This is a genomic window from Bradyrhizobium embrapense (genome assembly GCF_001189235.2).
Lineage (GTDB): Bacteria > Pseudomonadota > Alphaproteobacteria > Rhizobiales > Xanthobacteraceae > Bradyrhizobium > Bradyrhizobium embrapense.
The window spans coordinates 1,501,034-1,523,518 of sequence record NZ_LFIP02000001.1; the positions used below are offsets into that span (position 1 = coordinate 1,501,034).

General features: G+C 65.2%; 19 protein-coding genes. 5 read left to right on the forward strand and 14 right to left on the reverse strand.

The features are described 5' to 3' along the window. Nucleotides 1-41: 41 nt before the first annotated feature. The 6 genes from AKN83_RS07150 to ltnD form a co-directional block, all read right to left on the reverse strand. Nucleotides 42-1,244 carry an efflux RND transporter periplasmic adaptor subunit gene (locus AKN83_RS07150; protein WP_050406771.1) on the reverse strand — a complete coding sequence of 401 codons (1,203 nt, stop codon included), beginning with the start codon at nucleotides 1,242-1,244 and terminating at the stop codon, nucleotides 42-44. Continuing rightward, nucleotides 1,231-4,410, reverse strand: a complete 3,180-nt coding sequence (locus AKN83_RS07155; RefSeq protein WP_050406772.1) for an efflux RND transporter permease subunit — start codon at nucleotides 4,408-4,410, stop codon at nucleotides 1,231-1,233. The genes AKN83_RS07150 and AKN83_RS07155 overlap by 14 nt, the downstream gene beginning before the upstream one ends. Nucleotides 4,411-4,796: 386 nt before the next feature. After that, nucleotides 4,797-6,488: a methyl-accepting chemotaxis protein gene (locus AKN83_RS07160; RefSeq protein WP_050406773.1), complete on the reverse strand. Its 1,692-nt coding sequence runs from the start codon at nucleotides 6,486-6,488 to the stop codon at nucleotides 4,797-4,799. Nucleotides 6,489-6,666: 178 nt separating this feature from the next. Beyond that, nucleotides 6,667-7,953, reverse strand: a complete 1,287-nt coding sequence (gene otnK / locus AKN83_RS07165) for a 3-oxo-tetronate kinase (RefSeq protein WP_050406774.1) — start codon at nucleotides 7,951-7,953, stop codon at nucleotides 6,667-6,669. Further along, nucleotides 7,950-8,732, reverse strand: a complete 783-nt coding sequence (gene otnI, locus AKN83_RS07170) for a 2-oxo-tetronate isomerase (RefSeq protein WP_050406775.1) — start codon at nucleotides 8,730-8,732, stop codon at nucleotides 7,950-7,952. Before otnI ends, otnK begins: the two co-directional genes overlap by 4 nt. A 12-nt stretch (nucleotides 8,733-8,744) precedes the next feature. Further along, nucleotides 8,745-9,728: an L-threonate dehydrogenase gene (ltnD, locus tag AKN83_RS07175; RefSeq protein ID WP_283807355.1), complete on the reverse strand. Its 984-nt coding sequence runs from the start codon at nucleotides 9,726-9,728 to the stop codon at nucleotides 8,745-8,747. Between the two features lie 41 nt (nucleotides 9,729-9,769). On the opposite strand from ltnD, the gene otnC reads away from it, so the two are divergent. After that, nucleotides 9,770-10,426 (forward strand): 3-oxo-tetronate 4-phosphate decarboxylase, encoded by a 657-nt coding sequence (gene otnC, locus AKN83_RS07180; RefSeq protein WP_050406777.1) that lies wholly within the window; start codon nucleotides 9,770-9,772, stop codon nucleotides 10,424-10,426. A 192-nt stretch (nucleotides 10,427-10,618) separates the two neighbouring features. On the opposite strand, the gene AKN83_RS07185 is transcribed toward otnC, so the two are convergent. From AKN83_RS07185 to AKN83_RS07210, 6 genes are all read right to left on the reverse strand, one after another. After that, nucleotides 10,619-11,323, reverse strand: a complete 705-nt coding sequence (locus AKN83_RS07185; protein ID WP_063695218.1) for an ABC transporter ATP-binding protein — start codon at nucleotides 11,321-11,323, stop codon at nucleotides 10,619-10,621. Further along, the gene (locus tag AKN83_RS07190) at nucleotides 11,307-12,038 is read right to left on the reverse strand and encodes an ABC transporter ATP-binding protein (protein WP_050406779.1); all 732 of its coding nucleotides are present in this window, start codon (nucleotides 12,036-12,038) and stop codon (nucleotides 11,307-11,309) included. Before AKN83_RS07190 ends, AKN83_RS07185 begins: the two co-directional genes overlap by 17 nt. Continuing rightward, nucleotides 12,035-13,021: a branched-chain amino acid ABC transporter permease gene (locus tag AKN83_RS07195; RefSeq protein WP_063695219.1), complete on the reverse strand. Its 987-nt coding sequence runs from the start codon at nucleotides 13,019-13,021 to the stop codon at nucleotides 12,035-12,037. The genes AKN83_RS07190 and AKN83_RS07195 overlap by 4 nt, the downstream gene beginning before the upstream one ends. Continuing rightward, nucleotides 13,021-13,899 (reverse strand): branched-chain amino acid ABC transporter permease, encoded by an 879-nt coding sequence (locus AKN83_RS07200; protein WP_050406780.1) that lies wholly within the window; start codon nucleotides 13,897-13,899, stop codon nucleotides 13,021-13,023. Before AKN83_RS07200 ends, AKN83_RS07195 begins: the two co-directional genes overlap by 1 nt. 31 nt (nucleotides 13,900-13,930) lie before the next feature. After that, complete coding sequence (locus AKN83_RS07205) at nucleotides 13,931-15,178, reverse strand: ABC transporter substrate-binding protein (RefSeq protein ID WP_050406781.1); 1,248 nt, start codon at nucleotides 15,176-15,178, stop codon at nucleotides 13,931-13,933. Between the two features lie 87 nt (nucleotides 15,179-15,265). Then, entirely contained in the window at nucleotides 15,266-16,084 is an 819-nt protein-coding gene (locus AKN83_RS07210) for a putative hydro-lyase (RefSeq protein ID WP_050406782.1), read from the reverse strand. 120 nt (nucleotides 16,085-16,204) lie between these two features. Here AKN83_RS07210 and AKN83_RS07215 point away from each other — a divergent pair, with 120 nt between their 5' ends. Genes AKN83_RS07215 through AKN83_RS07225 form a run of 3 tightly spaced genes read left to right on the forward strand, consistent with a single transcriptional unit; the run spans nucleotide 16,205 to nucleotide 19,345 of the window. Further along, nucleotides 16,205-17,137 (forward strand): LysR family transcriptional regulator, encoded by a 933-nt coding sequence (locus AKN83_RS07215; RefSeq protein ID WP_050406783.1) that lies wholly within the window; start codon nucleotides 16,205-16,207, stop codon nucleotides 17,135-17,137. A 14-nt stretch (nucleotides 17,138-17,151) separates the two neighbouring features. Continuing rightward, a complete protein-coding gene (locus AKN83_RS07220) occupies nucleotides 17,152-18,402 on the forward strand; it encodes a Zn-dependent hydrolase (RefSeq protein ID WP_050406784.1) in 1,251 nt (416 codons plus the stop codon). Nucleotides 18,403-18,433: 31 nt separating this feature from the next. Then, nucleotides 18,434-19,345, forward strand: coding sequence for an NAD(P)-dependent oxidoreductase (locus AKN83_RS07225; RefSeq protein ID WP_063695244.1), 912 nt, complete (start codon nucleotides 18,434-18,436; stop codon nucleotides 19,343-19,345). Between the two features lie 152 nt (nucleotides 19,346-19,497). Here the strand turns inward: AKN83_RS07225 and AKN83_RS07230 are convergent, their stop codons facing one another. After that, a complete protein-coding gene (locus tag AKN83_RS07230; RefSeq protein ID WP_050406785.1) occupies nucleotides 19,498-20,574 on the reverse strand; it encodes a tartrate dehydrogenase in 1,077 nt (358 codons plus the stop codon). A 168-nt stretch (nucleotides 20,575-20,742) separates the two neighbouring features. Between AKN83_RS07230 and AKN83_RS07235 the strand changes: the two genes are divergently transcribed. After that, nucleotides 20,743-21,519: an SDR family oxidoreductase gene (locus AKN83_RS07235; protein WP_050406786.1), complete on the forward strand. Its 777-nt coding sequence runs from the start codon at nucleotides 20,743-20,745 to the stop codon at nucleotides 21,517-21,519. 113 nt (nucleotides 21,520-21,632) lie between these two features. Here the strand turns inward: AKN83_RS07235 and AKN83_RS07240 are convergent, their stop codons facing one another. Further along, nucleotides 21,633-22,484 (reverse strand): alpha/beta hydrolase, encoded by an 852-nt coding sequence (locus AKN83_RS07240; RefSeq protein WP_050406787.1) that lies wholly within the window; start codon nucleotides 22,482-22,484, stop codon nucleotides 21,633-21,635. Between the last annotated feature and the right edge of the window lies 1 nt (nucleotide 22,485).

Genomic DNA, 22,485 nt, shown 5'->3' on the forward strand with positions numbered 1-22,485 from the left:
TCTCCCCGCAAGCGGGGCGAGGTAAGAGGGCGCCTTGCGCCCTACCCCTTCACGTCCTGCTTCTCGGACGCCGTCGTCGGCTTGCCCTTGGCGCCGGCGCCGGTGACGCGGACGTGGTCGCCGTCGGCGAGCCCGTCCGGCGGGGCGGTGATGATGCGGTCGTCGGGCGCGAGACCCGAGGCGACCTCGATCTCCTTGCCGAGGTCTCGACCGATCTTGACGGTCTTGAACAGCACTTTGTCATCAGGGCTGACGGTCGCGACCCGCAGGCCGTTGCTGTTGAAGATCAGAGCGCTGGCGGGAATGCTGAGCGGCGAGGACTCGCGCTGCAAATTGAGCTTCACGCTCGCATAGCTGCCCGGCATCAGCTCGCCGGACGAATTGTCGAGCCCGAGCTGCATCCGCGTGGTGCCGGAGGCAACATCGACGGCCTGCGAGGAGGCCTCCACCGTCGCCTGGAAGCTGCGGTTCGGGTAATCCGGCAATGCCAGCGTGGCCTTGGCGCCGATCTTGATCGCCGGCACGTAGTTCTGCGGCACGTTGACATAGACGCGCAGCTTGGTGATGTCGGAAATCGTGAACATCGCGGGGCCCGAGCCGCCGCCGGCGTTGATCAGCGCGCCGACGTCGGTGTCGCGCGAGGTCACCACGCCATCGAACGGCGCCGTGATCTTCTTGTATCCGGCAAGCGCTTCCAGCCGCTCGACATTGGCCTGGCCGGCCTTGACCGCACCGTTCTTGTTGGAGAGGTCGGCGGTGCGCTCGTCGATCTCCTGGGCGGAGACGAAGTTCGAGGCGACCAGCGTCTTGCGCCGGTTCAGCGTGGCCTCGGAGAGCTTGGCCGAGGCCTGAGCGCTGGCGAGATCGGCGCGCGCCTGCAGCAGTTGCTGGTCGAGGTCAGGCGCCTCGATCTCGGCGATCACCTGGCCGGCCTTGACGCGGGCGCCGATGTCGGCGTCCCAGTTCTTCAGATAGCCGGACACCCGGGCATAGATCGGCGCGCGGGAATAGGCCTCGAGCCGGCCCGGGAGATCGATCGTGGGGCTCAACGCCTTGGCGTTGGGTAGCGCCACCGCGACCGTCGGAATGGCTTGGTCATCGGTCCATTGCTTCAGCCGGTTGTCCTGCTCCTCACGGGCACGGATGCCGGTGCCGACGATCAGCCCCGCACCGACCAGTGCAACCACGCCGAAAATGCCCAATCTCCGGTGAGACACCGGTGGGCGCTGTTCAGTGGGCTGCATGCGGAATCTCCGATGAGGCGGCGGCTTTGACGCCTTGCTTCTTGTGTACCATACTGAATACCACGGGAACAAACATCAGCGTCGCGAAGGTTGCAAAGATCAGGCCGCCGATCACGGCGCGGCCCAGCGGAGCGTTCTGCTCGCCGCCCTCGCCGAGTCCCAGCGCCATCGGCGCCATGCCGATGATCATGGCGAGCGCGGTCATCAGCACCGGGCGGAACCGGACGAATCCGGCCTCCAGCGCCGCCGCGACGGGATCGCCGAGCTCCTCGTAGCGCTCGCGGGCGAAACTGATCACCAGCACGCTGTTGGCGGTCGCAACGCCCATGCACATGATGGCGCCGGTGAGCGCCGGAACCGACAGCGTGGTCTCGGTCGTGAAAAGCATCCAGACGATGCCGGCGAGTGCGGCGGGCAACGCCGTGATGATCACGAACGGATCCGACCACGACTGGAAGTTCACCACGATCAGGAAGTAGATCAAGACGACCGCGCCGAGCAGCCCGAACAGCAGGCCTGTGAAGGCCGAGTTCATGGTCTGCACCTGACCGAGCAGCACCACGGACGAGCCCTTCGGCACCTCCTTGGCGGTGTCCGCGATCAGCTGACGCACGTCGGTGGCGACGCCGCCGAGATCGCGGCCCTGCGTCGTGGCGTAGATCTGCACCAGCGACTGGATGTCGTATTGCGAGACGACCGCGCTCGAGGTCGCGCGCTTGATGTCGGCGATGCCGCCGAGGATCGGCGCCTGGGTGTTGCCGGACGCGGTGATCGGCAGCGTCTGCAGCGCGCTCAGCGAATCGATCTGGTACTGCGGCGTCTGCATCACGATCGAATAGGACACGCCGTTATCGGGATTGAGATAATAGGTCGGCGCGACCTGCGAGGAGCCGGCGAGGTTGACGACCAGCGCGTTGGTGACGTCGCGCTCGGTCAGACCGACATATTGCGCGCGGGTGCGGTCGACATCGATGTTGAAGGTCGGGTTGTTCGGTGACTGCTGGATCCGCGCGTCGGCGATGCCGGGAATCCGCTTGATCTTCGCCAGCAGCTTGTTGGCATAGGCGTAGTTGGCCTCGAGATTGGCGCCGCGGATCTGCAGGTCGATCGGCGCCGGCGCGCCGAAGTTCAGGATCTGGCTGACGATGTCGGCCGGCAGGAAGGAGAAACTGGTGCCCGGGAACAGCCGCGGCAACTGCTCACGCAGCGTGCGCACATGCTGCTCGGTCGGCCTGTGACCTTCTTTCAGCTTGATCTGGATGTCGGCATCCTGCGGGCCGATCACGCCGGTGTTGTTGTAGGTCAGGTTGATGCTGGAGATCGGCATGCCGATGTTGTCGGTCATGGTCTCGATCTCGCCCGGGATCAGCTTGCGGATCGCCTTCTGGACATCCGCCATCTGGTTGGCGGTCTCCTCGACGCGGGTGCCGACCTGGGTGCGCACATGCATCAGGATGTTGCCGGCGTCGACCGCCGGGAAGAAGTTGCGCCCCAGGAACGGCACCAGCAGGAACGACGCCGCGACGATCGCGAGGAAGCCGCCGACGAACACCTTGCGATGGCCGAGCGCCATATCAAGCAGCCCGCGGTAGCCGGCGCGAATGCGCTCGAACCGCGCCTCGAAGCCACGCTGGAACCAGACGAAGGGATTGCGCGACTTCGGCGGCGGCCCGTCGTGATGCACATGCGCCTGCAGCAGGTAGTTCGCCATGGTCGGCACCAGGGTGCGCGACAGGATGAACGACCAGATCATCGCAAACATCACGGCTTCGGCCATCGGCACGAACAGGAAGCGCGCGACGCCGGTCAGGAAGAACATCGGCACGAACACGATGCAGATGCAGAGCAGCGAGACGAAGGCCGGCGTCACGATCTGGTTGGCGCCGTCGAGGATCGATTGCTCGACCGGCTTGCCCTGCTCCAGATGGTAATTGATGTTCTCGATCGTCACCGTGGCGTCGTCGACCAGGATGCCGACCGCGAGCGCGAGGCCGCCGAGCGTCATGATGTTGAGCGTCTCGCCGATCGCCGACAGCATGATGATGGCACCGAGCACCGACAGCGGGATCGAGACCGCGATGATGACGGTGGAGCGCCAGCTGCCGAGGAACAGCAGGATCATGACGCTGGTCAGCAGCGCGGCGATCACGCCTTCGAAGGCGACGCCGGTGATCGCGCCGCGGACGAACACCGACTGGTCGCCGACGAAGCCGATCTTCAGCGCGTCGGGCAGCTGGTCCTTGACGTCGATCACCTTCTGCTTGATGCCGGCAATGATATCGAGCGTCGAAACCGCGCCGGCCTTCAGCACCATCATCAGCACCGAACGATTGCCGTCGACGTGAACGATGTTGGTCTGCGGCGGGTTGCCGTCGCGGACGGTGGCGACGTCGCGCACATAGACCATGGCACCGTTGACGGTCTTGATCGGCAGGTCGCCGAGCTCCTCGATGCGGAGCGGCGAGTTGTTCAGGTTGATGGTATATTCGAAACTGCCGATCTTCTGGGTGCCGACCGGCGTGATCAGGTTCTGCGCAGCGAGCGCATTGGCGACATCCTGGCCCGACAGGCCGCGCGCCTGCAGGGCGGTCGAATTGAGGTCGATCTGGATCTGGCGCTGCTTGCCGCCATAGGGATAGGGGATCGCGGCTCCGGGCACCGTGACCAGCGGCGTGCGCAACTGGTTGATGCCGATGTCGGCGAGGTTCTGCTCCGTGAGGCCGTCACCCGACAGCGCGACCTGAATGATCGGAACCGTCGAGGCGCTATAGTTGAGGATCAGCGGCGGGGTCGCGCCCGGCGGCAGCTGCTTGAGCAGGGTCTGGGCGATCGCGGTGACCTGCGCGTTGGCGGTGCGGATATCGACATTGGGCTGGAAGAAGATCTTGACGATGCCGATGCCGTTATAGGAGTTCGCAACGATGTGCTCGATGTCGTTGACCGTCGTGGTCAACGTACGCTCGAAGGGCGTGGTAATGCGTCCGGACATCTGGTCCGGCGGCAAGCCGGTGTACTGCCAGGCCACGCCGATCACGGGAATGCGGATCTCGGGAAAGATGTCGGTCGGCGTGCGCAGTGCTGCCAGCGGTCCGATGATCAAAAGCAGGATCGCGAGCACGACGAAAGTATATGGCCGGCTCAGCGCGATACGAACCAGTGCGATCATAAAACCAGCATTCCCGAAATGAAGCCCGCCCAGGCAGAGGAATCGGCACTGCAAAAGCCGTTCCGCAGCGGCCGATTTACCCGATGCCGGGCAAAACGCCAACCTGTGGAGCCGCGACGGCCTTCACTTCCTTGGCATAGTACGTGAAGTCGTGCGCTCCGATCGGGTACGCCGCGCACCGTGCCGCCGATCGCGCTCTGATCATCGTCAGAAAAGGGACGGCTCTGCTGCGAACAGGCGCTGGCCGAGCACGCCGTTGCGGCTGTCAGGAGGCTAACGCATCGCTGCCCTGCAAAAATGCAAAACGTGGTGAGCCGGTCGGCTCACCACGCCTGGATCGGTTGCCCCGACGACGATGTCTGTATGGCCCGACCGGCGACGCCGGATCAGGCCGCGCGGACGGCCTCAAGGAACCTGCCGACTTCGAGCTTGAGGCGGTTGCTGTCACCCGAGAGCGACTGTGCCGCCGACAGCACCTGGGTCGAAGCCGAGCCGGTTTCGTTGGCGCCGTGTTGCACGTCGGTGATGTTGGCCGAGACCTGCTGGGTGCCCTGCGCCGCCTGCTGCACGTTGCGGGAAATCTCCTGCGTCGCCGCGCCCTGCTCTTCGACCGCGGCGGCGATGGTGGACGAGATCTCCGACAGCCGCTCGATGGTCGACGAGATCTCCTTGATGGCGCCGACCGACTCCTGAGTTGCGGTCTGGATGCCGGCGATCTGCTGACCGATCTCGCCGGTCGCCTTCGCGGTCTGCTCAGCCAGCGCCTTGACCTCGGACGCCACGACCGCGAAGCCGCGGCCCGCCTCGCCGGCGCGCGCCGCCTCGATGGTGGCGTTCAGCGCCAGCAGGTTGGTCTGGCCGGCAATCGTGTTGATCAGTTCGACGACGTCGCCGATGCGCGCGGCAGCCTTCGACAATTCGCTGACGCGATCGTTGGTGGTTCGCGCCTGGCCGACGGCGTCGCCCGCCATCCGCGCCGACTCCTGCACTTGACGGCTGATCTCGGTCACCGACGACGACAGCTCTTCGGTCGCCGACGCGACCGACTGGACGTTGGTCGAGGCCTCCTCGGACGCCGCGGCAACCGAGGTGGTCAATTCCTGCGAACGCCTTGCGGTCGACGACAGCGTAGCGGCCGAGGCTTCGAGCTGGGTCGAGGCCGACGACACGGTCTGCACGATCTCACCGATCATCTGCTCGAAATTGCGGGTGATGCTATCGACGCGGCGACCGCGCTCGATCTTGGCCTCGGCGTCGGCCGCTGCGGCCTCATCGGCCGCCCTCTTGGCGATCAGCGCCTCCTTGAACACCTGCAGCGTGTCGGCCATGGCGCCGATCTCGGTCTTTTCACCCTGGTGCGGCACCTCGGCGGTCAGGTCGCCGCGGCCTAGCGCCTGCATCGGGCTCACGATCGAGGCGATGCCCGACGAGATGTCGCGGACGGTGTAGAAGCTGACGCCGACACTGATCAGGATGGCTACGCCGAGCAAGATGGCGACCATCATCAGTGCCGAGCTGTAATTGCTGGCGGCATCCTGCGCGGCCTTTTCGGCTCCGATGTTGTTGAGCTCGATGTCCTTGTTCAGGATCTCATCGGCCTCGAGACCGATCTTGTTCACAACCTTGGTGTTGAGCTCGTGCGCCTCATGCGGAAGTTTGCCGACTTCCTTGCGCGACAGGCTCATCACTTCCTCGGTGCCCTTGCGGTACTTGTCCCAGGTGTCGGACCACTGCCGGTAGAGCGCCCGCTCTTCGGGTGAGGTGATCATCGGCTCGTACCTGGCGCGCGCCTTTGTGTTCATCTCGACGACGCCGGCGAGCGTCTTTTCGGCGGCCAGCTTCTCTTCCAGCGTTTCCGAGAGCATGTGTTCGCGGATCACGTTGCGGTAGGTGATGACGCCGGCGCGCAGCTCGCCGAGCACGCGCACGCTCGGCAACCAGTTGGTCGTGATGTCGACGGTGCTGGCGTTGATCGCCCGCATATTCCAGACTGCAAGCAGGCCCATGCCCGTCAGCGCGACAAGCAGGAACGCAACCGCGGCAATGATCTTGGCGCGGACCGAGAATTTGGCGAACATCGTGGGGTCTCTTGGGTGCCGGGCTCGCGAGGCCCGTTCGTGCGGAAGGAAGGCTGGTGGCGCGGCGGTGCGCCGCAGATATCAAAGCCAGCCCCCCTCCTTAAGTAGGGTTAATTTGGTTCACCGTTGAACTACGGAGATATCAGTCATCAGCCCGACATGAGGCGCGACAGGCGCATCAAGGCATCAATGCGAGCGCGTCCGAGAAGAACTCCGGCCCGCCGAAATTGCCTGATTTCAGGGCAAGCACCATCTGGCCTTCTCCAGCGCCGACCGCCCGCAGAACCGGCACGCCCGCAGCGATTTCCGCCCCGACCAGGAATCCCGGGATACCCAGGCGATCGACCACGGCGCCTGAAGTTTCACCACCGGCGACCACCAGCCTGCGCACGCCCGACTGCACCAGCCCCTCCGCGAGGTCTGCCATCGCCTGCTCGATCGCATGTCCGGCTGCATCACGGCCATGACGGGATTGCAGAGCAGCCACCTCGTCCGGCGTCGAACTGCTGGCGATCAGGATTGGACCCGCCCCGAGGCGCTCCTTCGCCCAGGCGAGCGCGCGCTGCGCCTCGTCCCTGCCGGCGATGATCTGCTCGGGATCGAGGTGCAGCACCGGCATCACCTTCTCGGCGCTGGCGATCTGGCGCAGCGTCGCCTGCGAGCAACTGCCGGCGAGGCAGGCGGCCGGCCCGCCGATCGCGGCGCTGGTCACAGCATTCACGGCAGCCGATTTGGCTTTGCCAGCGGCCAGCGTCCGCGCCAATCCAAGCCCGATGCCGGAGGCGCCGACCGACAGACCGTGATCGAGCGCTACCTGCCCGATGGTCTCAAGATCGCGGTCGAATACCGCATCGACAACAGCAGCGCCGACGCCAGCGCGCACGAGCTCGGCGAGCTTCGCCCGAACCGCATCCGCACCACGGCTCAGCGTCGCCAGATCGACCAGGCCGACCTTGTTCTTACTCTGGCGCGCCAGCACGCGGACCAGATTGGAATCATGCATCGGGTTGAGCGGATGGTCCTTCAGCGGGCTCTCGTTCAGCGGCACCGAGCCGACGAACAGATTGCCCTGATAGACGGTGCGGCCGGTTTCCGGGAACGCCGGCGTCACCAGCACGATGGCGTCTTTCGAATCGGCGCGCAGCGCGTCCATCACCGGACCGATATTGCCGGCATCGGTGGAATCGAAGGTCGAGCAGATCTTGAACAGGATATGCCCGGCGCCCCGGTCGCGCAGCCAGGCTTCCGCCGCGCGCGAACGCGCCACCGCGAGGCCGGCCTCGATCGAACGGCTCTTCAGCGACACCACGACGGCGTCGACCTCCGGCAGCGCGAGATCGTCCGCAGGCACGCCGATGGTCTGCACCGTGCGCAGGCCGGCGCGGGTCAGCGTGTTGGCGAGGTCGGAGGCGCCCGTATAGTCGTCGGCGATGCAGCCGAGCGACAGCTTTCCGGCTTGCGTCACGGCTTCACTCCGGCATAGGGCTTGAACCAGGCGAGACCATCGGTGGTCTTGCCGCGCGGATTGTATTCGCAGCCGACGAAGCCGCGATAGCCGAGCCGGTCTAGCTCACCGAACAGGAACGGATAGTTGAGCTCCTCGCCGTCCGGCTCGTTGCGCGAGGGGATCGAGGCGATCTGGATGTGGCCGATGATCGGCATCATCTCACGCAGCCGCATCGTGACGTCGCCATGGATGATCTGGCAGTGATAGATGTCGAACTGCAGCTTGAGATTTGGAATCTTCAGCTCGTTGATCAGGTCGTACGCGAAGTTGAAATCATTGAGGAAGTAGCCGGGCACATTGCGCGGATTGATCGGCTCGATCACGACGTCGAGGTCGTGCGGCGCGAAGAACTCCGCGGCGGTCGCGACGGATTTGTAGAAGGCCTCCACTGCGCGTCGATCACTGCGGTCGGCAATACCTGCCATCAGATGCAGGCGCTTGACGCCGGTCGCCTGCGCATAAGGCAGCGCGGTCTTCAGGCTCGCTTGCAGATCGGCGAAGCGATCCGGCAGCGCCGCAAATCCCTTCTCGCCGGCGTTCCAGTCGCCCGGCGGCAGGTTGAACAGCGCCTGCGTCAGCCCGGCGGCCTTCAGCCGTTTGCCGACCTCCTCGGCCGGATGGTCGTACGGAAACAGGAACTCGACCGCGGTGAAGCCCGCTTTCGCCGCCGCGTCGAAGCGGTCGAGGAACGGGACCTCGTTGAACATCATGGTGAGGTTGGCGGCAAAGCGGGGCATTTTTCGATCCTCCTATTTCGCGCCGGGAAGCTTGGTGCCGGTGACCTGCGCATACATCCGCGCCACCGACGCATCGTCGTCGCGGCCCATGCCGGCCGCCGACGTCATCAGGAACATCTGCAACGCCGCGGCCGACACCGGCACCGGGAAGCGTGCATTGCGCGCCATGTCCTGGATGATGCCGAGGTCTTTCACGAAAATCTCCACCGCGCTGCGCGGCGCATAGTCGCCGTCGAGCACATGCGGCATCCGGTTCTCGAACATCCAGGAATTGCCGGCGGAGGCCGTGATCACCTCATAGACCTTTCGGATGTCGAGGCCTTGCTTGGCGGCAAAGGCGATCGCCTCCGAAGCAGCCGCGATGTGCACGCCGGCCAGCAATTGATTGATCATCTTGAATGCGGCGCCCTGCCCTGCCGCATCGCCGAGCTCGTAGAGCTTTGCGGCCATCGCATCCAGCGCCGGCCTCGCCTTCGCAAACGCCGCCGCACTGCCGGAGGCCAGAATCGTCAATTCGCCCTGCGCCGCGCGCTGCGCGCCGCCGGAGATCGGCGCATCGAGATAGTGCCGCGCAGTCGCCTCGAGCTGCTTGGCCAGCCGCCGCGCGATATCGGGATCCATGGTCGCCGAGGAGATAAAGACCGCGTCCTTGGCCAGGGTCTCGGCCGCGCCGTCCTTGCCGAACAGGATCGCCTCGGTCTGCGCCGCATTGACGACGACGCTGACGACGATGTCGGCATCCTTGGCCGCCTCGGCCGGCGTTTTCGCGCCCCTGCCGCCGTCGGCCACGAAGCGGGCGACGGCATCGGCCGAGACATCGCAGCCGATCACGATGAAACCGGCGCGCTTGAGCGAGGTCGCCATGCCGTATCCCATCGAGCCCAGCCCGATGACGGCGACGTGCGGTGTTGCGGAACTGGACATGCGGCGATCCCTCGAACGTTCTTGGCTGCTTTGACGCTTGCCTATCACGGCTTGGCCGTGCTGCCAAAGCATGAGACAACGCGGAAAATGGATGGCTCAAGGAGCGGCATCGGATGAGCGAGACAAAGCTTCGTGAAGACATCTGCCGGTTCGGCCGCTCGCTGTTCGAGCGCGGGCTGACGCCGGGCTCCTCGGGCAATATCAGCGTCCGGCTCGACAACGGCGGTTGGCTGGTGACGCCGACCAACGCTTCGCTCGGCTTCCTGGATCCCGCGAAAATGTCGCGGCTCGACGGCAATGGCCGCCTCGTCTCCGGCGATGCCCCGACCAAGGAGGTGCCGCTGCATACCGCGCTCTACCAGACGCGCGCCAGCGCCGGTGCGGTGGTGCATCTGCACTCGACCCATTCGGTCGCGCTCTCGATGCTGCCCGAGATCGACCCGCGCGCCGCGCTGCCGGCCATGACCGCCTATTACGTCATGAAATGCGGCGAGACCGCGCTGGTGCCCTATTATCGCCCCGGCGATCCCGCCGTCGCCGACGCGATCAGGGGGCTGGCCGGGAAATATTCATCGGTGCTGCTCGCCAATCACGGCCCGGTCGTCTCCGGCGACACGCTGGAAGCGGCGGTATTCGCGACCGAGGAGCTGGAGGAAACCGCCAAGCTCTATCTGCTGCTGCGCGGGCTGAACCCGCGGTATCTTTCGCCCGAACAGGTGGCGGATCTGACGAAAGTGTTTGGGCTGACGCTGCCGGAGCATGGGCACTAGCGCTTCCTCGGGTCGCGCTGACGCGCACATCGACGTCGTCCTGAGGTGCGCGCCCTCGCGCGCCTCGAAGGATGAGCCGCGAGCGCTGCTGTAACCCCATCCTTCGAGGCTCGCTCCGCTTGCACCTCAAGCGGCAAAGGCTTTGCCTTTGCGCGGGGGTGACGCCCGTGTTTACGGCGGCATCGTCAACGATCAGAGCCCGAGATACGCCTTGCGGACGTCGGGATTGCCGGTGATCTCGGCGGCGGTGCCCTGCATCAGCACGCGGCCGGTTTGCAGGATGTAGGCGCGGTCCGCAATCTCCAGGCACTCGGCCATGCGCTGCTCGACGATCAGGACCGTCATGCCGGCGTCGCGGATGCGCTTCACGGCCTGGAAGATCTCATCGACCAGCTTCGGCATGATGCCCTGCGACGGCTCGTCGAGCATCAGAAGCCGAGGCCGCGTCATCAGCGCGCGGCCGATCGCGAGCATCTGCTGCTCGCCGCCGGACAAGGTCTCGGCGCGCTGCTCGAGCCGCTCGCCGAGCCGCGGGAACAGATTGAACACCAGATCGAGCGGCGCATCGCGGTCGGATTGGCTGCGATAGAGATAGCTGCCGAGCCGCAGATTGTCGCTTACCGACAGCCGCGGAAACAGCCGGCGGTTCTCCGGCACGAAGGCAATGCCGCCGGCGGTGATGACGTGCTGCGGCTGGCCGTCGATGCGCTTGCCGTCGAAGGTGACGGTGCCGGCGCGCGGACGCTCGGCGCCGGCGATCGATTTCAGCAGCGTCGACTTGCCCGCGCCGTTGGCGCCGGCGACGCAGACGATCTCACCCTTGGTGACGTCGATCGACACCGAGGAGATCGCAACCAGGCCCTGATAGGCGGTGGTGACTTCACGCACCGACAGCATGACGATCCCCGAGATAGGCGGAAATGACTTCCGGATTGCGGACGACCTCGGTCGGCTTGCCTTCGACCAGCACCTTGCCGAGGTTGAGGACGATGGCGCGATCGACCAGCGGCATCACGATTTCCATCACGTGCTCGACCATCAGCACGGTGACGCCGGTGGCGCGCACCTTGCGCACCAGCTCGACGCCAGTCTGCGCCTCGACCGGCGTCAGCCCGGTCAGCACCTCGTCGAGCAGCAGCAGCTTCGGTTCGGTCGCCAGCGCACGGGCAACCTCGAGCCGGCGCTTCTCCGACGGGACGAGATCGGCGGCTAGCTTGTCGGCGCGCGCCGCAAGTCCGCAGAACTCCAGCACCTCATAGGCCTTCTGCCGCGCGATCCGCATCTTGGTGTTGCGGATCAGCGCCCCGACGATGACGTTGTCGATCACGGTCATGGTCTCGAAGCTCTTGACCACCTGGAAGGTGCGCCCGACGCCGCGCTGGCAGCGCTCGGCCGCCGGCAGCTTTGTCACGTCCTCGCCGTCGAAGAGGATCGAGCCCTGGGTGGGCGGCAGCACGCCCGCGATCAGGTTGAACAACGTCGACTTGCCGGCACCGTTCGGGCCGATCAGGCCGACGATCTCGCCGCGCCCGACCGAGATCGAGACGTCGCTGTTGGCGACGAGGCCGCCGAAGCGCTGCCAGACGCCGCGAGTCTCCAGCAGTGCCGTCATCGTGCGGCCTCCTTGCGCCCGGAGAGCATGCCGAACACGCTGACCAGCCCCTTCGGCAGAGCCAGCGAGATCGCAACGATCAGCGCGCCATAGACGATCAGGTCGACGCCGCGGCCGGAGCCGCCGACGAAGGATCGCGTCAGTTCGGTGAGCGGGATCAGGATCACCGCGCCGAGCACCGGCCCCCACAGCGTGCCGATACCGCCGAGCACCGCGGGCAGCGCCATCAACAGCGAAAACTGGAAGCCCATCACGCTCTCGGGATCGATATAGGAGACAAACTGGGCGTAGAAGCTGCCGCCGACGGCAACGAGGAACGCGGAGACCGCCGCCGCGCCCATCTTGGAATAGAACACGACCACGCCGAGGCTCTCGGCAGCGTCGGGATTGTCCTTCACCGCGCGCCACCAGTAGCCCCATTTGGAATCTTCCAGCCACCAGGTGACGAGCCAGGCGATGCAGGCCAGCGCCAGCGCAAAATAGAAGTAAGGCAGCTTCGAGCGAGCGAACTGGAATTTCAGCCAGCTGTCGCCGCGCACCGGGATATCTATGCCGAGCGCCGCGCCCGCCCAATCCCAATTCTGGATCAGGAGCAGCGCGATCTCGGCGATCACGATGGTCGCGATCACGAAGTAATGCCCGCGCAGGCGGAAGCAGGGATAGCCGAGCGCCATCGCGATCACGGCGGAGATCGCCCCGCCCGCCAGCATGCCGAACCACGGCAGCACGCCGAACTTGGTGAACAAGAGCGCGGTGGTGTAGGCCCCGAGCCCGAAATACAGTGCATGGCCGAGCGAGATCTGTCCGCAATAACCGGACAGGATGTTCCAGCTCTGCGACAGCGCGGCATACATCAGGGTCAGGACCATGATGTTCTGGACGTAGACGTCCTTGACGAACAGCGGCACCAGGGCTGCGACCGCCGCAAGGCAGGCCGCCACGATCAGGTCACGCCTGCGGCGTTGGGCGAAGTGGGTGTCCATCACAACGATCCGAACAGGCCGCGCGGGCGGACGAAGACGACGAGCAAATAAACGGCGTAGATGCCGACCGATTTCAGCGACGGCGGCAGGATCATCGCGGTGGTCGCCTCCACGAGGCCGACGATGATGCCGCCGGCAAAGGCGCCGAACACGCTGCCGAAGCCGCCGAGCGCCACGGTGACGTAGGCGATCAGTGCAAACGACGCGCCGACGTCGGGATAGATGTAGAAGAAGATCGCCATGATGGCGCCGGCGAGACCGACCAGCGCTGCGCCGAGCCCCCAGCCGAGCGCGAACACCCGGTTCTTGTCGATGCCGACGAGGGCCACCGCGCCGGCATCCTCGCGCGTCGCCTCCAGCGCACGGCCGAAATCGGTGCGATTGATGAAGAAGTAGAGCGCGACGAAGGCCGCGATCGACAGCATCGCGCCGATCAGCTGCGGCTCCGGCAGATAGATCCCGGCGATCGAGATCGTCTTGCCGCCGACCCAGGAATTGGTGACGCTGCGATAGTCGGGCGTGAAGAAGAACTGGGCGAGGCCGCGCATCACGATCGCAAGGCCGAAGGTCGAGAAGATCTGCACCATGCCGGCATTGGCCTTGGCGCGCATCGCGAAGCGGACCACCAGCAGGTAGACCACAGCGCCGAACACGAACAATGCCGCGGCGACCAACGGCGCCGCGAGCAAGGGATCGATCGCGAAGAACGCGAACAGGAAGAAGGTCGCGTACATCGCGATCATCAGGAACTCGCCATGCGCGAAGTTCACGACGTCCATCAATCCGAAGATCAATGCGAGGCCTGCGGCGATCAGTCCGTAGAGCAGCCCCATCAGGAGCCCGCTCGCCAAACTCTGGATAATGGTCTCGGCTGTCACCGTCGTCTGCCCCCCTCTAGCGTCCGACCGATCAGCTGTTCATCGGCCAGATCGCCTCGGAGACAGCGGCCTGTTCCGGGAAGATCGTCACGAAGTTCTTCGCGGTGTATTGCAGCAGCACCGGATCGGCGAAATTGTTCTGCCCCATCTCGTCGAACTTGACGCGACGCCACGGCATGATGGTCACGTCGCCCGGCATGTCGGTGGCGACCAGCGCCTCGCGGATCTTGTCGCCGTCGGTCGACTTGGCACGATTGACGGCATCAGCCATGATGATGAGGCCCATGAACTGGCGCGAGGTGTAGTCGTTGAAGTCCTTGCCGGACTTGGCGCGATACATTTCGTTGATCAGGCCGACCATCGGACGCTTCTGCGCGAGGTCGAGCGAGAAGCTGCCGCGCGAGATCACGCCCTCAAGCTTGTCGCCAACCGCGTCATAGGTCGCCTTCTCCGAGAAGCCGGCGTCCTGCGCCATGATGTTCTTCGGCTTGTAGCCGAGCTCGGCCATGGTCTTGACCAGCAGGATTGCGTCGGTGGTGTAGCTCGACGGCATCAGCACGTCGGCATTGGCCGCCTTGAGCTGCTGCACCTCGGCGGTCAGCGACGGCGAGTTGGCACGGTACTTGATGTCGGCCACGATCTTGTAGCCGCGCTCGGCGGCGAGCTTGGTCTGGGCGTTCGCCGAATCGGTGCCGAAGATGGTGTCCTCGTGGAACAGCGCCAGCGTTTCGATCTTCTGGCCCTTCTTCTTCAGCGCATCGAAGAAGTCGAACATCGCGGCCGAGAACATCTCGTCGTGCGGCGAGGCGCGGAAATAGTATTTCAGGCCGCGGCGATGCAGGCTCGGCGAGGAATTGTCGGCCGAGATGAACGGCACGCCGTAGCGCTCGCAGGTCTGGCTGACCGTGACGGCAACCGCGCTCTGATAGGTACCGACGACGGCGCAGACCTTCTCCTGGGTGATCAGCCGCTCGGTCTCGGCGCGGCCCTTCTGCGGATCGGCCTGATGGTCGGCGAACACGAGCTTGACCTTGGCGCCGCCGAGGCCGGACAGGCCCTCGCCCTTGGCGAGCGGCAGCGCGAAATCATGGTTCTTGTTGATGATGTCGGCGGCGGTGTTGAAGGCATGCTGCGCGTCGACGCCGATCGCGGCGCTGGAGCCGGACAGCGGATAGATCACGCCGATTGCCACTTCGCTCGTTTGCGCGCGCGCGGCCATCGGACCGAGCGCAGCGGCGGCGGTAGCACCCAGCAATACGTTACGGCGAGAGATCGTCATCGCAATTCCCCTTAGGTCAGCTTGTTATTATCGATGTGACGCTTGTAGCGCGCAGTAAAGCCTCAATGAATTGCACGAATTGCCTATTCAGAGCACAGCCAGCTGCTTGTTCCTGAGATCGGTCACCAGCATCAGGCCTGGCGAATGCGTGATCGCGAACGGCAGCTTCGCACTTGCGATCACCGATTGCGGCGTGACGCCACAGGCCCAGAACACCGGGATCTCGTCATCGGCCACCGGCACCGCATCGCCATAGTCGGGCCTGGCGATATCCTTGATGCCGATCGCATGCGGGTGACCGAGATGAACCGGGGCGCCGTGCACCGACGGGAAGCGCGAGGTGATCTGCACCGCGCGGATCGCATCCGCCGGCTTGAACGGGCGCATCGACACCACCATCGGTCCCGCGAACGGCCCCGACGGCTGGCAGGCGATGTTGGTCCGATACATCGGCACACGCAGGTTGCGTTCGATGTGACGGATCGGCAGCCCGTCCTCCAGCAGCGCTTCCTCGAACGAATAGGAGCAGCCGAGTACGAAGGTGACGAGATCGTCGCGCCAGTATTTGGTGATGTCGGTCGGCTCGTCGGCCACCTCGCCGTCGCGCCAGACCCGATAGCGCGGCACATCGGTGCGGATGTCGAGGTCGAGGCCGAGCGCCGGGATGCGGGGATCGCCGACGTCAGACATGCCGATGATCGGGCACGGTTTCGGATTGAGCTGGCAGAAGCGGTGGAAGGCGCCGGCGAGCTTCTCCGGCAGGATCGCCAGGTTGCCCTGGACGAAACCGTTGGCGAGACCGGCCGTTGTGGCCGAGGCCATGCCGTTGCGGCAGGCGCGCCGCGCTTCGACGCTCGCCAGCACCGGTTCCCCCTGAGATCGCTGCACTGCCGCAAAAACAGTCATGGGATTCTCCTGCCCATAATCTCGACAAGGACAAACCAACACCAAGCGTGATATAATGTCTAATCGTCCTTTCTAATCAAAATCGATAAATATAATTTATCGATCGGGGATACGCTTCCAATGACGGACTTCCGCTCGATCGAAACCTTCCTCTGGGTCGTCAAGCTCGGCAGCTTCCGCGGCGCCGCCCAGCGGCTCAACACCACCCAGCCGGCAATCTCGCAGCGCATCGCCCAGCTCGAGCGCGAGATGGGCGTCAAGCTGCTGAACCGGGATCACCGGGTGGCCTCGCCGACGCCGAGCGGAAGGCTGATGATGACCTACGCCGAGAAGCTGATCGGGCTGCGCTCGGAGATGATGGCGGAGGTCGGCGACCGTTCGGCGATGCGCGGCGCGCTGCGGCTCGGTGTCGCGGAGACCATCGTGCACACCTGGCTGCCGCGGCTGGTCAAGAGCGTCAACGAGATCTACCCGAACCTGTCGCTGGAGATCGAGGTCGACATCACGCCGAACCTGACCCCGCGGCTGCTGGCGCAGGAGATCGAGCTCGCCTTCGTGCTCGGGCCGGTCTCGGCGTCCGGCGCGCACAATCATGTGCTGTGCGATTATCCGATCGGCTTCCTGGCGAGCCCGTCGCTCGGTCTCGGCCCCGGCCCGGTGGCGCGGCGGGACCTGGCGCGGTTTCCGATCATCACATTTCCGCGCAAGACCCAGCCTTACGAGACCGTGCGCGCGCTGTTCAATGCCCCCGATCTGCCGCCGATCCGGCTGCACGCCTCGACCTCGCTCGCGACCGTGATTCACATGGCCAACGAAGGCCTTGGCATTGCGGTGATTCCGTCGGCGATCGTCGAGAACGAGCTTGCCGACGGCCGCCTGCAACTGCTCGATACCGACCTCAAGCTGCCGCCGCTCACCTTCACCGCGAACTGGCTCGCCTCCCCCGATGCGGTCGCCATCGAGCGTGTCGCCCATCTCGCCCGGCAGATCGCACAGACGAGCGTGGCGGTTGACGACGCGAGAGCGGCGCGTCATGAAAAAACGGTCGCGTAAAGGGAAGAGCCGCAATGAGCCGAGCCGCCACCAACCTGCAGATCGATTCCGCCCGCCTCTGGGGCACCATCCACGAAACCGCGCAGTTTGGTGCAACGCCAAAGGGCGGCGTGCGGCGGCTGACCCTCAGCGCCGAGGACAAGCAGGTCCGCGACTGGTTCCGCAAAGCGTGCGAGGACGCCGGCCTCGACGTGCAGGTCGATGCGCTCGGCTCGATGTTCGGCTTGCGGAAAGGACGGGACATGTCGAAGCCGCCGATCGGCGTCGGCTCGCATCTCGACACCCAGCCGACCGGCGGCAAGTATGACGGCATCCTCGGCACGCTGGCCGGGCTCGAACTGGTGCGCACGCTCAACGATGCAGGGATCGAGACCGAGCTGCCGATCTGCATCTGCAACTGGACCAACGAAGAAGGCTCGCGCTTCGCGCCGGCGATGATGGCGTCGGCCGCCTATGTCGGCGATTTCACCACCGACGACATTCTGTCGCGCAAGGACGCCGAAGGCGTCACGGTGGCGCAGGCGCTGGACTCGATCGGCTATCGCGGCGATGCCCCGGTCGGCCGGCAAAAGTTCACTAGCTTCGTCGAGTTGCATATCGAGCAGGGCCCGATCCTGGAAGCCGAGGGCAAGACCATCGGCGTGGTCGATTCCGGCCAGGGCGTGCTGTGGTACGACGGCAAGATCACCGGCTTCGAGAGCCATGCCGGCTCGACCCCGATGCCGCTGCGCCGCGACGCGCTGGCGACGCTGTCGGAGATCGTGCTGGCGATGGAGAGCATCGCCAAAAAGCATGGCCCGAAGGCGGTCGGCACCATCGGCGAGGCGGTGATCGCCTCGCCCTCACGCAACGTCATCCCCGGCGAGATCGCCTTCACGGTGGATTGCCGCAGCGCCGATGCCGCGATCATGGACGCGCTGGATCGCGACCTGCGCGCCGCGGTCGCCGAGATCGCAGCAAGGCGCAAGGTCGAGGTGCAGCTTGATCAGGTCTGGCGCAAGGCGCCGACGCATTTCGATCCGAAGCTGGTCGACGCCGTGGAGAACGCGGCAACGCAGCTCGGCTATTCGCACCGCCGCATCACCTCCGGCGCCGGCCACGACGCCTGCAACCTCAACACGGTGATGCCGGCGGCGATGGTGTTCGTGCCCTGCAAGGACGGCATCAGCCACAACGAGCTGGAAGACGCCACGCAGGCCGATTGCGCCGCCGGCGCCAACGTCCTGATGCATACGGTGCTGGCGCTCGCCGGCGTCGCATCCTGATCATCAACTCTCCCCTTCGATGGAGGCTTTCGTGCGCGCAGTGTTTGTCGACGCCAATGAATCGCTCGCTGTCATCACGGAGCGATTGGAAAAGCCCGGCGATCCCAAGATGCGGATCAACCGCAACCCGGACATCAAGTCCGAGGACTACCCGGCGGTGCTCGACGGCGCCGAGATCGCGGTGGTCGATCACACCGCGCTGCCCACCGACGTGGCAAAGAAGTGCGCCGGCCTCAAGCACGTCGTGTTCCTCGGCACCGGCGCGCGCAGCTACATGAACCCGGAAGAGCTCGCTGAGCTCGGCATCTCCGTGCATCTGATCAAGGGCTATGGTGACACCGCGGTCGCGGAGTCCGCGATCGCGCTGATGTGGTCGTCGGCTCGGGTGATCGCGCAGATGGACCGCGAGATGCGCGCCGGCAACTGGCTGCGCGAGGACGGCATGCAGCTGACCGGCAAGACGCTCGGCCTGGTCGGCTTCGGCGGCATCGCCGCCGAGGTCGCGCGCATCGCGCTCGGCAGCGGCATGAAGGTGATCGCCTGGAACCGGTCGCCCAAGAGCCATCCGGGCGTCGAATTCACCGAACTCGACACCGTGCTGGCGAACAGCGACGTGGTCTCGATCCATCTGCTCTTGAACGACGAGACCCGCGGCCTGATCACGCGCGACAAGATCGCGAAGATGAAGCAGGGCGTGGTGCTGATCAACACCGCGCGCGGCGCGATCGTCGACGAGCAGGCGATGATCGATGCGCTCAACTCGGGCCACATCCGCCACGCCGGGCTCGACGTCTACAACATCGAACCGCTGCCGAAGGATCATCCGCTGACGAGGATCCCGAACGTGACGCTGTCGGCGCATTCGGCGTTCCGCACGCCGGAAGCGAGCGAGAACCTGATCCACGCGGCATGGGAGCATTGCCGGCGGATCGTGAAGGGGTAGGATCGGCCTTCTTCCCTTCTCCCCTTGTGGGAGAAGGTGGCGCGGACGCAGTCCGCGACGGATGAGGGGTTTGTATCCGCGGAAAGATACCCCTCACCCCGCTTCGCTGCGCGAAGCGACCCTCTCCCACAAGGGGAGAGGGTGACATCAGCCTAATCCACCATCTCCGCGACGGCCTTGCCGCACGCCGTGGTATCGGCGTTGCCGCCGAGGTCGCGGGTGCGCAGCGTTCGTTCGCCGAGCGTGCGCTCGATCGCGCCGACGATGGCGCTAGCGGCCTGCTTCTCGCCGAGATGCTCCAGCATCATCGCGCCGGACCAGATCATGCCGATCGGATTGGCAATGCCCTGCCCGGCGATGTCGGGCGCCGAGCCGTGCACCGGCTCGAACACCGAGGGAAAATTGCCTTCCGGATTGATGTTGCCCGACGGCGCGATGCCGATGGTGCCCGTGCAGGCCGGGCCGAGGTCGGAGAGAATGTCCCCGAACAGGTTGGAGCCGACCACGACGTCGAACCAGTCCGGATGCAGCACGAAGTTCGCGGTGAGGATGTCGATGTGGTACTTGTCCCACTTCACGCCCGGATACTTCCTGGCCATCGCCTCGACGCGCTCGTCCCAATAGGGCATCGTGATGGAGATGCCGTTCGACTTGGTCGCCGACGTCAGATGTTTCTTCGGCCGCGACTGCGCCAGATCGAACGCGAATTTCAGGATGCGGTCGACGCCAATGCGGGTCATCACCGTCTGCTGGGTGACGAATTCGCGGTCGGTGTCCGGGAACATGCGGCCGCCGACCGAGGAGTATTCGCCCTCGGTGTTCTCGCGCACCACCCAGAAATCGATGTCGCCGGGCTTGCGGTTCGCCAGCGGCGACGGCACGCCGGGCATCAGCCGCACCGGACGCAAATTGACGTACTGGTCGAATTCGCGGCGGAACTTGATCAGCGAGCCCCACAGCGAGATGTGATCCGGGATCTTGGCCGGCCAGCCGACCGCGCCGAAATAGATCGCATCATGCTTGCCGATCTGGTCCTTCCAGTCGGCCGGCATCATCTCGCCGTGCTTCTCGTAATAGTCGTAGGAGGCGAAGTCGAAATGATCGAACTTGACGTCGACGCCATGCTTCTTCGCCGCCGCCTCGATGACGCGCAGGCCCTCCGGCATCACCTCCTTGCCGATGCCGTCACCGGGAATGACCGCAATCCGATACTGCTTCTTACTGCTCATCGAGAACACCCTTGTGATTTGCTCGGCCGGCAATGCCGCCTATGCTGATGGTCCTGCAATGGACCAAACTTCGCGCGAGCGCAACGCTGCAGTGCAGTGTTGACCGCGGCGCGACCCTGCCCCACCAATTTCGCCGACATTCGCTCCTCATACCGAACGAGACATCCCATGGATCTGCATCTGCGCGGCAAACGTGTCCTGATCACCGGCGCCTCCAAGGGCATTGGCGCGGCCGCCGCCGAAGCCTTTGCCGAGGAAGGCGCCAATCTGCTGCTCGCCGCTCGCAACGGCGAGCAATTGAAGGCGCTGGCCGAGCGGCTGCGCTCGGCACACCAGATCGATGCGGCGATCAGCGTCGTCGACCTGCGCAAATCGGAAGATCTGGCGCGATTGGCAAGAGAGGCTGCCGATATCGACATCCTCGTCAACAACGCCGGCGACATCCCGGGCGGCTCGATCGACAAGATCGACGAGGCGACCTGGCGGCATGCCTGGGAGCTCAAGGTGTTCGGCTATGTCAATCTGACGCGCGCGATCTATGCCCAGATGAAGGCGCGCGGCGGTGGCGTGATCGTCAACGACATCGGCGCGGCCGGCGAGAAGTTCGACGCCAATTACATCTGCGGCAGCGCCGGCAATGCGGCGCTGATGTCGTTCACCCGCGCGCTCGGCGGCAAGAGCCTCGCCGACAACATCCGCGTCGTCGGCATCAACCCCGGCCCTGTCGGCACCGACCGCCACGTCACGCTGCTCAAGACCCGCGCCAAGAACCAGTTCGGTGACGAGAGCCGCTACAAGGAATTCCAGAAGGGCCTGCCGCTCGGCCGCCCCGCGCATGCGCGCGAGATCGGCGACCTGATGGCGTTCCTGGCCTCCGATCGCGCGGGCTATACGTCGGGCGTGATCTACACGGTGGACGGCGGCCTGACGTCGGGGTGGGGTTAGGCGCGCTCTCCGTCATTGCGAGCGAAGCGAAGCAATCCATGCAGAAGCAATCCATGCATCGGCATATGCGGCGCGATAGATTGCTTCGTCGCTTCGCTCCTCGCAATGACGTGTTATCCCGCCGTCCGCTCGAACAGCTGCCGGATCAGCGTCGTGACACGCCCTTGCGGCGCCAGCATCTGGTTCATGATCGAGAAATGATCGGCCCCCGCGATCTCCTCATAGGTCACCGGCAGGCCGTAGCGGGCGCGTTGGCCGGCGAAATCGGCGGTCTGCTTGCGCAGCAGCGGCAGCTCGGCGCTGCCGACCACCAGCGACAGCGGCTTTGCCGTGCCGCCTTGCTGCATGACAGGCGAATTGCGCCGTGAGCCGGCCTCGTCGAGCCTGAGCTTCTCGTTGAGGTAGGAATGCCGGATCGGCTCGAGGTCATAGATGCCCGAGATCGCCATGCCGGCCCGGACGTGGGCGTTCGACAACGCCATCGACGTCAGATGTCCGCCGGCCGACCAGCCCGACACCACGATGCCACCGGCCGCGGCGCCGAGTGCGGGCAACTGCCCGGCCAGAAAATCGATGCCGGCGTGAATCTCGGCGACGATCTCGTCGAGCGTGGCATCCGGCGCCAGCGTGTAGCCGATCAGCGCGACATTGAGGCCATGCGCCATCGGTCCCTCGGCGAAGATCGTGAACACCTCCTTGGCGCGGGTCTGCCAGTAACCGCCATGAATAAACAACAACGTCGGCGCGCCGTCGCGGGCTTTGAGGAAATCGATCCGGTTGCGTTCACGCGGGCCGTATCGGAGGTCGAGATGGTCGGGATGCTGCTGCCGCAGCGCCGCGGAGCGCTGCTCCCAGCCGGCGGCGATCTCGGCGCTACCCTTGACCGCAACGCCATTGTTCAAGCCGAGGTCCCGCTCCTGCTGACTCATCGCGCGCCAGTCCAGCGCCGAAAACAAACCTGCCATC

Excerpts from the sequence above, each read along its gene's own strand:
- AKN83_RS07230 (WP_050406785.1), bottom strand. The coding sequence starts at position 20,574 with ATGAGCAGTAAGAAGCAGTATCGGATTGCGGTCATTCCCGGTGACGGC.
- AKN83_RS07215 (WP_050406783.1), top strand. The coding sequence starts at position 16,205 with ATGACGGACTTCCGCTCGATCGAAACCTTCCTCTGGGTCGTCAAGCTC.
- AKN83_RS07220 (WP_050406784.1), top strand. The coding sequence starts at position 17,152 with ATGAGCCGAGCCGCCACCAACCTGCAGATCGATTCCGCCCGCCTCTGG.
- otnI (WP_050406775.1), bottom strand. The coding sequence starts at position 8,732 with ATGCCCCGCTTTGCCGCCAACCTCACCATGATGTTCAACGAGGTCCCG.
- AKN83_RS07185 (WP_063695218.1), bottom strand. The coding sequence starts at position 11,323 with ATGCTGTCGGTGCGTGAAGTCACCACCGCCTATCAGGGCCTGGTTGCG.
- AKN83_RS07235 (WP_050406786.1), top strand. The coding sequence starts at position 20,743 with ATGGATCTGCATCTGCGCGGCAAACGTGTCCTGATCACCGGCGCCTCC.
- AKN83_RS07160 (WP_050406773.1), bottom strand. The coding sequence starts at position 6,488 with ATGTTCGCCAAATTCTCGGTCCGCGCCAAGATCATTGCCGCGGTTGCG.
- AKN83_RS07150 (WP_050406771.1), bottom strand. The coding sequence starts at position 1,244 with ATGCAGCCCACTGAACAGCGCCCACCGGTGTCTCACCGGAGATTGGGC.
- AKN83_RS07210 (WP_050406782.1), bottom strand. The coding sequence starts at position 16,084 with ATGACTGTTTTTGCGGCAGTGCAGCGATCTCAGGGGGAACCGGTGCTG.
- AKN83_RS07155 (WP_050406772.1), bottom strand. The coding sequence starts at position 4,410 with ATGATCGCACTGGTTCGTATCGCGCTGAGCCGGCCATATACTTTCGTC.
- otnC (WP_050406777.1), top strand. The coding sequence starts at position 9,770 with ATGAGCGAGACAAAGCTTCGTGAAGACATCTGCCGGTTCGGCCGCTCG.
- AKN83_RS07240 (WP_050406787.1), bottom strand. The coding sequence starts at position 22,484 with ATGGCAGGTTTGTTTTCGGCGCTGGACTGGCGCGCGATGAGTCAGCAG.
- AKN83_RS07190 (WP_050406779.1), bottom strand. The coding sequence starts at position 12,038 with ATGACGGCACTGCTGGAGACTCGCGGCGTCTGGCAGCGCTTCGGCGGC.
- AKN83_RS07205 (WP_050406781.1), bottom strand. The coding sequence starts at position 15,178 with ATGACGATCTCTCGCCGTAACGTATTGCTGGGTGCTACCGCCGCCGCT.
- ltnD (WP_283807355.1), bottom strand. The coding sequence starts at position 9,728 with ATGCTTTGGCAGCACGGCCAAGCCGTGATAGGCAAGCGTCAAAGCAGC.
- AKN83_RS07195 (WP_063695219.1), bottom strand. The coding sequence starts at position 13,021 with ATGGACACCCACTTCGCCCAACGCCGCAGGCGTGACCTGATCGTGGCG.